Source organism: Candidatus Uabimicrobium amorphum, from assembly GCF_009002475.1.
In the GTDB taxonomy this organism is placed as follows: domain Bacteria; phylum Planctomycetota; class Uabimicrobiia; order Uabimicrobiales; family Uabimicrobiaceae; genus Uabimicrobium; species Uabimicrobium amorphum.
Genome location: NZ_AP019860.1, coordinates 9,457,582 through 9,469,251, shown reverse-complemented (window position 1 = coordinate 9,469,251; position 11,670 = coordinate 9,457,582). Strand labels below are relative to the sequence as shown.

4 protein-coding genes are annotated in these 11,670 nt (G+C 41.7%); 2 read left to right on the top strand and 2 right to left on the bottom strand.

The window, feature by feature from the left end; translation table 11 throughout:
* Positions 1-12 precede the first annotated feature (12 nt).
* The gene (locus tag UABAM_RS33200) at positions 13-7,392 is read right to left on the bottom strand and encodes a type I polyketide synthase (protein WP_152021921.1); all 7,380 of its coding nucleotides are present in this window, start codon (positions 7,390-7,392) and stop codon (positions 13-15) included.
* Between the two features lie 672 nt (positions 7,393-8,064).
* On the opposite strand from UABAM_RS33200, the gene UABAM_RS33195 reads away from it, so the two are divergent.
* Positions 8,065-8,757, top strand: coding sequence for a TetR/AcrR family transcriptional regulator (locus UABAM_RS33195; RefSeq protein WP_152021920.1), 693 nt, complete (start codon positions 8,065-8,067; stop codon positions 8,755-8,757).
* A gap of 11 nt (positions 8,758-8,768) precedes the next feature.
* On the top strand, positions 8,769-10,061 hold the full coding sequence (locus UABAM_RS33190; RefSeq protein WP_152021919.1) for a flavin-containing monooxygenase: 1,293 nt from the start codon (positions 8,769-8,771) through the stop codon (positions 10,059-10,061).
* A 79-nt stretch (positions 10,062-10,140) separates the two neighbouring features.
* On the opposite strand, the gene UABAM_RS33185 is transcribed toward UABAM_RS33190, so the two are convergent.
* The gene (locus UABAM_RS33185; protein WP_152021918.1) at positions 10,141-11,502 is read right to left on the bottom strand and encodes a hypothetical protein; all 1,362 of its coding nucleotides are present in this window, start codon (positions 11,500-11,502) and stop codon (positions 10,141-10,143) included.
* Positions 11,503-11,670 lie beyond the last annotated feature (168 nt).

Sequence of the window (11,670 nt, the reverse complement as noted above, 5' to 3'; positions counted from 1 at the left end):
ATCTCAGCCTTTCTATATCAATTGATTGCTGCGAAAACTATTTTGCAGAGTGGTATCCATAGTACATTCGTAACCTTTCACATAGGCAATGAGTTCATTGTGATCATCGACAAATTCCATATCGGCAATCGCTTGTAACTTATTGTCTTTGGTAATCTGAATGACTACTTTGGTGTCGCTTTGTGGATATGATTTTTGTACCTGACGATATTCGGCAATATAACACGGCAAAGAACCTAAGCCATATTTTTCAAAAGTCCATACAATCATCATTTGGAAACTCACATCGAGAACAAGTGGATCTGTCAGCCAGTTGCTGCGAAGAGGATTATGTAACCATTCCGCGGGACGCGGAGCTGGTTTTGCCGTTCCCACAATTTTTTGCTCCAAGTACCCATCTATTTTACGAATACCTTGAAAATGAGTTCCATGAAACAAAATATCGCGATAAATATTTTCGCTATCGCGCTTGTAGTGCGGTAAATTATCAAAACTCAAAGCCGCAGAACGCTTGGGTAATTTTGTTGCCAGCAAAAATTCGGCAGAAGCATGAACGATTTCGCGACCGCCCATTTCCCCGCGAAGTTCGACGGGAACAACAAAATGTCCTTGGTGTTTTTTGGCTTTTCCTGCGAGAATACTCACATTGTACGTGGTGGCTTTTTCTAATAAAATGCCTTTTAGAACGCGTAAGTTGTTGAATCCAACAAATGATAATCCGGGATTTTGGTGTAGTGCTCCATGCCCCAACCACTCGATCATCATTGCCATGGGAACAACGGCGCGGTTATTAATAACGTGTGACTTCAAAAACGGATAGTCTTCAATCGTTAGTTTACGTGAGAAACTGACTTTGAGATCCGATTTGGATGTTTGCATTTTATTGTTATCGTGCGGAGATGTTGCTTTACTAACGTCTGCAAACTCACCGAGTATCGTGATTTCGACCGGTTTATTGGAGTTTGTACACAATTCTTCCACCATATAATCGGCACCTTCGCGCAAAGGAATCAAACCAACACCTTCTTTGGCAAAGATTTTTCGTAGCGCGGGAGTTACCATCCCGCCTTCCCAAGGTCCCCAGTTTATCGATAGTACGCGCAGTGATGGGTACAAACACGCCTGTTGTTGTGCAATTTTATTCAACACTTCATTGGCAACGGCATAGTCTAATTGTCCTGTTCGTCCAAAACGCGCTGTTGTAGAAGAAAAGAGAATCATCCACTTTAATGACGCGAAGTCAACACACTCCATAATATTTTGCAAACCGCTCACTTTGGTCTCGTAAACTTTGGTAAACTGCTCAAGCGTTTTGTTTTCAATGAGATCATCGGCAATAACTCCTGCACCATGGACAAGCCCTTTAATATCACCGAACTTTTCCTTGACTTCGGCAAGACATTTGTCAATAGAGTTTTTATCGCGAATATCTACAGAATAGTATTGGGCCTTGGCACCTGTCTTCTCAATACGTTTTATATTTGCAGCAATTTCTATCTGTGATTTTAACGCGGCATATCGTTGTTGTAATTCCTTGGGAGTTAATTTCTTTGTGCTCTCACGCAAAATCTTCTTTTTCACTTCCCCTTCGCTTAGATGAGTAGCAAACCATTGTGGTATGGGTTGTTGTTGTGTACGACCCAACATCACAATTGTCGGGCGAAATTTTTCGCCTAGAGAAACGGCCGCTTCGGCTGTCACTCCACGCGCACCACCACTAATCACCACAACATCACCTTGCTGAAGATGGGTGTGTTCGTTGCGTGTTTCGGCCAAAGAAGCTTGTTGCAGTTGCAATGCATACTTCTTGGTTGCGATTCCCACTTCGAGAGGACCTTCACGGAACATTTCCTCAACAATCTTATCGATAGTAGAATCAAGATCTGGAGTACCGGGTGCGACATCCAATGCCTTGCAATGAACATTTGGCCACTCATGGGAGGCTGTTTTCAAAAGCCCCGCCAGACCACCGGAAATAGGGTTTCCCTTATCGGCGTCAATTAAACCAAATGCCCCGTCGATACGCGATATCGTGGTAAAAATTGCCGCAGACTTGTCTCGCAATTGTTGGGCCTTCTGTAAAAATGCAAAGCTTTTCGCTAAAAATTCGTCGGTTCCTTTTACAGGGGCAACGATTACTAGCGCATCCAAATCATTGGGGCAATCCTCATCCAGTGACTTCTCTACGGTTTCATAGCCAAGTGCCTGTAACTTTTGACAAATAGACGCGGCCAGCTTGTTGTCATCTTTGGTGACAACAATTTTAGCACCTTTCGCAAGTGAAATCTCTTTGCGATTTTGTTCATTGAGAGCTGTCAGAGTTAAAATACTTCTTTCAATGCGATTTTTGTTGTTATGTGTAACAACTGGTGTTTGTGGTACAGGACTGGTGGAAACATCATTGTTACCGGAACACAAAAAATCGGCGACATCACCGAGTTTCTTTAAATTTCCTAAATCCTGTGACTGAATTTCCGGTGCATTTGGCAACTGTTCCTGGAGTGCAGAAAATATCTCCACGCGCTTAATGGAGTCTATTCCCAAATCACTGTCAAGTTCCATACCCATCTCCAGCATCTCCGCAGGATAACCTGTCTTATCGGCGATCACTTCGAGAAGGACTTTTTCGACCTCTTTGTTACTCGTACCTGCTGGGATTGAAGAGGTACTCGGTGCATGATCAACAGATAAAAAACCCACCACATCTCCCAGAGTTTTCAAGTTTCCTAAGTCTTGTGACTGGATTTCTGGTGCATGCGGCAACTGCTCTTGCAATGCGGAAAATATCTCCACGCGTTTGATGGAATCTATTCCCAAATCACTGTCCAGTTCCATGCTCATTTCAAGCATATCTGTAGGGTAACCGGTTTTTTCGGCAATCACCTCTAACAGTGTCTTTTCCACTTCCTCGTTGTTAACACTTGTCGTTGAGGCAACGACTTGTTCGTCACTTACGGACAAAAAGCCCACCACATCCCCGAGGGTTTTGAGACTTCCCAAGTCTTGTGACTGGATTTCCGGCGCGTTTGGCAACTGCTCTTGCAATGCGGAAAATATTTCCACGCGTTTGATCGAGTCTATCCCCAAATCACTGTCCAGTTCCATGCTCATTTCGAGCATCTCTGTGGGATAACCTGTCTTTTCTGCGATCACCTCTAACAGCGTCTTTTCCACTTTGTCGTTATTGGCACTTGTCGGTGCGACGGCTACTTGTTCGCCACTTACTGACAAAAAGCTCACCACGTCGCCTAAAGTCTTTAGACTTCCCAAGTCTTGTGACTGGATTTCCGGCGCGTTTGGCAACTGCTCTTGCAATGCGGAAAATATTTCCACGCGTTTGATCGAGTCTATCCCCAAATCACTGTCCAGTTCCATGCTCATTTCGAGCATCTCTGTGGGATAACCTGTCTTTTCTGCGATCACCTCTAACAGCGTCTTTTCCACTTTGTCGTTATTGGCACTTGTCGGTGCGACGGCTACTTGTTCGCCACTTACTGACAAAAAGCTCACCACGTCGCCTAAAGTCTTTAGACTTCCCAAGTCTTGTGACTGGATTTCCGGCGCGTTTGGCAACTGCTCTTGCAGTGCGGAAAATATTTCCACGCGTTTTATCGAATCTATTCCCAAATCACTGTCAAGTTCCATACTCATTTCAAGCATCTCTGTCGGGTAACCTGTCTTTTCTGCGATCACCTCTAACAGTGTCTTTTCCACTTTGTCGTTGTTGGCACTTTTCGGTGCAGCAACGACTTTTTCGTCACTCCCCGCGGATAAAAAGCTCACCACATCGCCCAAAGTCTTCAAACTACCCAAATCCTGTGATTGGATTTCTGGCGCATTTGGCAACTGTTCTTGCAGTGCGGAAAATATTTCCACGCGTTTTATCGAATCTATTCCCAAATCACTGTCAAGTTCCATACTCATTTCAAGCATCTCTGTCGGGTAACCTGTCTTTTCTGCGATCACCTCTAACAGTGTCTTTTCCACTTGTTTGTCTTGCGAACTGCGCTTTTGTACGGAAGTATGTGCTTTACGCGTGGTTTTGGCAGCGGTAGAACTCGCTATTTTCGTTTGTGGTTTAGACTGTACAACGCGCGACTCATGGCTCGTGGCTCGCGACTCGTGGCTCGTGGCTCCCGACTCGTGGCTCGTGGCTCGCGACTCGTGGCTCGTGGCTCCCGACTCGTGGTTCGCGGTTCCCGAATCGTAGTTCGTAATCACATTGCCCACAAACATATTGCTTTGCTGTGCAATTAACTGCTGAATAGAAGCGCGACTCTTATCCTGGTTCTCGAGATACATGCGATGTAGCTCAGAGTTTTGCTGCTGTATTTTTTGTAAAGCGACAATATTCTGTTGTATTTGCTCTACCACTCCTGGTAAAGGAGCATTCACGCGACGCTCTTGCAGAGGTGTCGCCACTGTGGAACGATGACTATTCACAACTTTTTTCCTTGTCTTTGCAGAAGGCACCGGACTTTCCTTTTGCACAGTCGGTTTTGGTCTTGCAACGCCTTGCTTCGGTATCGCAGGAGCTTGTTGTTTCACTTGTTTCTTAGGTAGTTTGACCGCTCTCTCTGGCTTAGGTTTTACATAATTTGCCCCACAAATAGGTATGGCAAAGCCAGATTTCTTTTTTGTGGCCACCGGTCGTAAATGAGCGTTTTCATCCCATTTACTGAGTGCAACGTCATGCCCCAGCGCTGCGAGATGGGCGATCCCCGAACCAAGTCCCTCAAGTTCTTTGTTTTTATTCGCATTTAGTGAAAAAACGTTGTAATCGCGTTCACCAAGAATCGATTTGATCAATCCTGTAAGACTCGCTCCTGGCCCCACTTCAAGAAAAGTGCGTACACCTTGCGTGTACATAGCATTGATTTCATCAATGAACTCGACCGACTTTACGATTTGCTGTGCCAATACTTCGCGCATTTCTGACTCAGAGTCAGGATATTCCTGCCCAGTGCTGTTGGCAAAAACCGGTAATGAACTTTTGTTCATTTGCATTGTGTTCAATTTTTCTAAGAACGGTTTCTGTGCGTTTTTCATCAACGGACTGTGAAAAGCATTGGAAACAGCGAGTTTTTTGTTGCGAATTTTCTTCTCTTTGAAGATTTTTGCTGCGCGTTCAATTTCTGAAGTGATACCAGAAAGTACAAACTGCTGTGGTGCATTCTTATTGGCAATCGCAAGTTGCAAATTGTTTTCCTCGATAGTTTGTGCTACTTCGTCAAGGTTAGATTGTACTGCCAGCATTGAGCTGCTCTGTTCACTACTTGCGGCCATCAACTTGCCACGTAGAAGTGACAGTTGGCAAAAGTCTTGTTCACTGAGCACATTCCCTGCACAAAGTGCCACCAATTCACCATAACTATGTCCCGCAACAATATCAGGATCAATACCAAAATATTGCAGTATCTTCAGTAAACCGAGACTGACCGCACCTATCGCGGGTTGGGCTATTTTTGTATTTTTTAACTCTTGTTCGTCCTGTAAAATTTCATTTTCAGCAAATTTAGATAATGGATAAATAAAATCGCTTATTTTTTGCGCTTCATTTTCATAAAACGCCTGAAAATTTTCATCCATCGTGGCGATGGCTTGTGCCATTTGCGGAAATTGTGCCGCTAAATTTTGGAACATACCGACATACTGTGAACCTTGCCCACAAAAAACAGCACCAAGTTTTTCAGCTGCACCACTTCCATAAAAAATTCCCGTGGGGGTTTGCCAATTCGTCTTCTGTGGATACTTGGCAAACATTTGCGTTGCGGCATCCTTAAGTGCTCTTATATTACTTGTGGAGTTCATGACGAATGTCAAACGACAATGATCTTTTACACGAAACTTCTCGCGTTGTTGACCAGCAAATACTCTCATCTGTGGCCAATCAGCTTCGAGTGGTATATTTTGAAGCTGCGCGATAATATCCTGTGGTGTATTGCCGGAAAAAGCCAATATTTGCGTTTCACCATCCCAACAAACGCGTTGCCCTTTGTACTCTTCTAAAATACAGTGAAAATTACTTCCACCAAATCCAAAAGAACTCACTCCCGCACGACGTGGATGTTCATTTTTTGGTAACCACGGACGCGTTTTTGTATTGAGATACAGAGGTGAGTTACCCGTTTGTAGTTGTGGAATGGGTTTTGTTATTTTCATTGTTGGCGGTAGGGTTTTATTGTAAAGTGCCAGAGCAGACTTAATAACGCCCGCCGCTCCTGCGGCAGCTTTGGTATGTCCAATTTGGGACTTTACCGATCCCAACGCGCACCATGTCCCCTTTTTCTTTGTTTCTTCAAATACTTTGATCAGGGCATTCGCTTCTATGCTATCTCCCACCTTAGTGCCTGTTCCATGGGCCTCGACAAGCTCGATTGTATCGGGAGAAACCCCTGCTATTTTGTGTGATTGTTTAATCGCTTTTGCTTGACCGCGGTCACTGGGAGCGTAAATCGCTTGGCCTTTTCCATCGCTTGACGAACCAATACTTTTGACAACGGCATATATTTTATCACCATCGCGCTCCGCATCTTCTAAACGCTTAACCACCATGATCCCCAAACCTTCACTTAAAATAGTGCCGTCACCATTTGCATCAAATGGTTTGGCATGCCCTTGGGGGGATAGCGCCGAAGTTTTACTAAAACACATATACATAAATATGCTGTTAAAAGTATCAATACCTCCGGTGATGACCATATCTGATGCACCAGAAGTTAGCTCCATACTTGCCATATGTAAGGCACTCAATGAACTAGCGCACGCAGCGTCCACCACACAATTGGAACCTCCAAAATCAAAATGATTGGCAATACGACCCGCGACAACATTTCCCAATAATCCCGGAAATGAATTTTCTTGCCAGCCGACATAGGAGTCTCCAATTTCTTGTACTATTTCTTCCGCGATATCGTTATCAATACCGTATTTTTTTAACGCCTTGCGCCAAATAGGGTGCCCAAGTCTTGCCCCTAAAGGAACAACTAATTCTAATGCTCCCGTAACTCCGAGAATAACACTAACGCGATTGCGGTCAAACTCCTTCATATTTTTCCCATAACCCGCATCTTGCAACGCCTGTTCAACAACAAGCATGCTCAGGAGTTGTGAAGTATCTGTTGCTTCTACGGAATTGGGAAGAACACCAAAATCCAGCGGTGGAAAATCGACATCAGAGATAAAGCCACCTTTGGCTGCGTAAGTATGGTCGGGCTTTTTAGGATCTTTATCGAAATAATCATCGATGGACCAATGAGTCTTTGGAATATCCGTAATAGCATCAACGCGATTTTTTATGTTGTTCCAATAAGCATCAATATTATCCGCTTTTGGAAACATACAACCCATGCCCACAATGGCTAAAGGTTGTACATAATCTGTAGATTTCACTATATTTCCTTAATGTAAAAATAACCAGGTTGTTATCCCTTATTGAAACATGTATCGGAATTTACGGTATCGTTGTAGTGGTAGGGGAGCTTGGCATACAATCATTTTTCATAGACAAAATTGTAGAACACAACACTACATAAGATGTGTGACTGCTTGCACTTAAAATCCACAAGCAAAATGTTAGATATGTCTGTAATTTTCGTAATAAAGGATAGAGAGCATAAGTGTGGCAAAATGCGAATAGGGCAAAAACACAACATGCACTTTGTCGCACTTTATTTAAATCAAAAGTATAGTTTTTTGATTTTGAAAAGCAATAATACTTTTGCAAATAACCTGTAGAAAATACTACACTTTTTTACTAAGTCCATACCTAATAGAGAATTAGGTACTTTTTTTTTTTGAAAAGATTTGCAAAAAATTTCTGCAAGCTATTACATAACGCAGCTTGTCATGCCTTATTTTACTATGACGCAGCCGGTCATCACCTCTAGACCACTATTATATATATGACACAGCAAGTCATAATGCTACAAGCTTTAAAAAATAGAATGGAAATAAAATTACACAATCAAAAAAAATTTTTTACTCCCTATTGACATTCGTCTCTTAGTTGTTATGATATTAAAAATGAGTGAATGAGTCACTCACTAAAAATAGGATTTTCATATGCCACGAAAACACGATATCAATAAAGCAGTACAGATTATAGAAACCGCGACAAATATTTTTATTCGCAACGGATATAAACGCAGCAAGATGGAAGATGTCACAAAGAGCCTTGGACTTTCGACAGGATCCATATATCGATACTTCAAAAGTAAAGAGGCGTTATTTGATTTAATCCTACGCGTTAATATCGAAGACATCGACCTTGGAGAGATCAAATGGCCCCTTGCATCCACGCAAGACACATTGAATTTCTTGCAAAAATCTACACTGCTAGAACGTCGTTTTCCTACGCTTACTCAGTCCCTACAACAAGACTGTACAAGTGAACATAGACAACAATTTGCACAAATTATCGGTGAAATATACGATGTTCTTGCCAAATATCGCATCGGCATAAAACTTATAGAGAGCTCCGCTCTTGATTGGCCAGAATTGGCAGAATTGTGGTTTAAAAAACGCCGGCAACAAATGTTTACTCTTCTGACCTCTTATATCGAAAAAAGTATTTCCCAAGGTCATATACCACAAGTAGTTGACATTAATGCCAGTGTTCGATTTGTCGTGAATACCATTACTTTTTTTGCGATTCATCGTCATTTTGACATTATCCCCACCGAATTCGATGAAACAACATCGCGGCAAATGGCTGTTTATATGATAACCAGAGCATTTTGTAAGTGTTCACAATAAAGGAGAGAACTATGACACGCGAAAAATACGCAATTATTGGTGCCGGCCCAGCAGGTTTGTCAGGGGCACGTAATTTACAAAAGAAAAATATACCGTTTGATGGTTTTGAACTACACAGCGATGTAGGTGGGCTATGGGACATTGATAACCCCAATAGCACTATGTACAAATCAGCACACCTCATCTCGTCGAAAAAAATGACGGAGTTTGCTGAATACCCGATGAAAGAACACGTAGCAGACTATCCGCATCATTCGGAAATGAAGCAATATTTTCGCGATTTTGCTAAGCATTTTTCTCTCTATGATCATTACAAATTCCAAACAAAAGTCACCAAGTTAGAACCTGTTGAAGACGGTTGGTCTGTCACTTATCAACAACAAGATCAACCCGAACAAACATCGGTTTATAAAGGTGTTATTCTAGCAAATGGAATTTTCTCCAAACCAAATATGCCAAAGTACCAAGGTGAATTTTCTGGACGCATCATGCACTCTTCTGAATTCAAAGATCCCAGCGTATTCCATGGTAAACGCGTTCTCATTGTTGGAGCCGGTAATACCGGATGTGATGTTGCCGTTGACGCAGTCCACCACGCCACCAAAGTAGACATGAGTGTCAGACGCGGATATCACTTTGTTCCCAAATATGTATTCGGAAAACCCGCCGATTCCGTAGGTGGAAAAATAAAACTACCGCGTCTTTTCAAACAAAAGCTCGACGGAGTGCTACTCAAGTTTTTTACAGGAGATCCCGAAAAATTTGGTTTTCCCAAACCCGACCACAAGTTGTATGAAGTCCACCCTATCGTCAACTCTATGGTACTTTACCATTTAGGTCATGGTGATTTGAGTGTCAAAGGAGATATCGAAAAATTTGCTGGCAACACCGTGCACTTCAAAGACGGAACACAACAAGACTACGACATTGTTCTTTTTGCCACAGGTTACAAACTCAACTATCCATTTATCGATAAAGAGCACTTAAATTGGCAAGGACATACTCCCAATTTGTATCTAAATGTATTTCATCCTAAATACGACAATTTATTTGTTTTGGGTATGATAGAAGCCACAGGTATTGGTTGGGAAGGAAGAAACAAACAAGCGGAACTCGTTGCTTGTTTTATCAAAGCCATAGAAGAGCAAAAGAGTTGTGTGAAAAAAATACAGAAGAAAAAAGAAAACGGACTTACCGATATGCGTGGTGGTTACAATTACATGGAACTAGAGCGCATGGCGTATTATGTACACAAAGATACCTATTTAAAAGGTATTAATAAACATATTGCGCAACTACAATAACTCGATCCCGTTCCCGATCCCGTTCCCGTTCCCGAAAACCAACAAAAAAAGTACAATTTCGGAACGGTATCGGGCTATCCTAACAAGCATTTACCAGTTCATAATACAACACAACATCATCGTCACGGTGTGGTGCCTGCCAACGATGCCAGTGAGTATTTTTTCTCACAATTACAGATTTGTGATCCAATAGCCAATTGACAAATCGCTCGATGTCGTCAACTTCTTTAACACAAAAGCAAAACTTTCTCTCCTTTGCGTTCCCGTCTAAAATACACAAGCAAAATTTATCCCTAAATCTTATTTCATTTACCGCAACAACATCGGTAACCGCTGCTTTAAAATAACCATAACGATACTTGCCCCACTTGTAAAAAAGCGCTATGTCATTTTTATTGATCACTACCACCACTTTTCGCGTCAACATATCAACGAACACTTCATAAAAACTTCGTGCTTTATATCGCGCGGTCATTAATTTTACGACGATAGGTACAATAAAAAGCACGGTAAATGACACCCAAATTGATGCCTCAAAAACAATCAATAATGTGGCAAAAATAGGAGCACAACAGCCGCAACACAGCACGGAAAAACTAAATAATGCCAAGTATAGCAGTGGCAAAAATGCCGTAGTAAATTGAGATACGTAAAACAAAAAAATGATAACGATCCCTGAAAAAATAAGCAGTGAACCTTCTTTCGAGAAAACCATTTCTTCCACATTTGGGTCATTCGCATATTCTTTAGGTTCTTCCTTTCCCGAATCGTCTTCCTCCACAAAAACCGCATCGGCATTATGCTGCCAACAATTTTCATCCGTTTGTGTAAGATCTACCCCGTGATACAAAAGAAAAATAATAATGGCAGAACCAAGTTTTTTACATTCTTTACGCGACAAATTGTTATCGTTTATAAAAAACGAATGGCTACGCTCTTCTTTCTTCGTATGTATCCCCAAAAACCAATCATTCACATCTTCACACACACGACTACTTGCCTGTCCCATGTACCACGAAACTCTACCTACTTCATTCAACTTCGCTTGAAAATCAACGATATAATATCGCCATAATTTGTAACCAAATTGAATCGAAACTCCGTCATCATCTATTTTCAATACCCGCGTTGTTGTCAAACCTTTGATATATATCAAAATGTAATCGTAAATACCACTTTCGCGAATCGCCATCAAATGGGCAAATAGAAAAAGAAACATCCATATCGTAGATGCAACAACTGCGCGAAACGCTAGCAAATTTGATATGGCCAGCACGCTAGCAGATAAACAAAATACACCAATAAAAATAAATGACTTACTCAGAGGTACTTTGATCTCTAACTCGTGATCGCTAACAACACGATACGTTTTATCTTTACGACTATTTTCTCGAAGTATGGCAAATAACTTTTCATATTTTTGTGGTCGCGTACTCATCATCGCTTCTCCTTTCACAAACACAAATCACCTACCCCAAGACTAGCCTCAAAAATCTTTTTTGTACAATGATGAATAATTATTCATTTTATGAATAAAAAAGTATTACCTATAATACGAAGAGAAACGTACGAAATTTTTTTTATTTTCATTTGTTGGTTAGAGGAATGT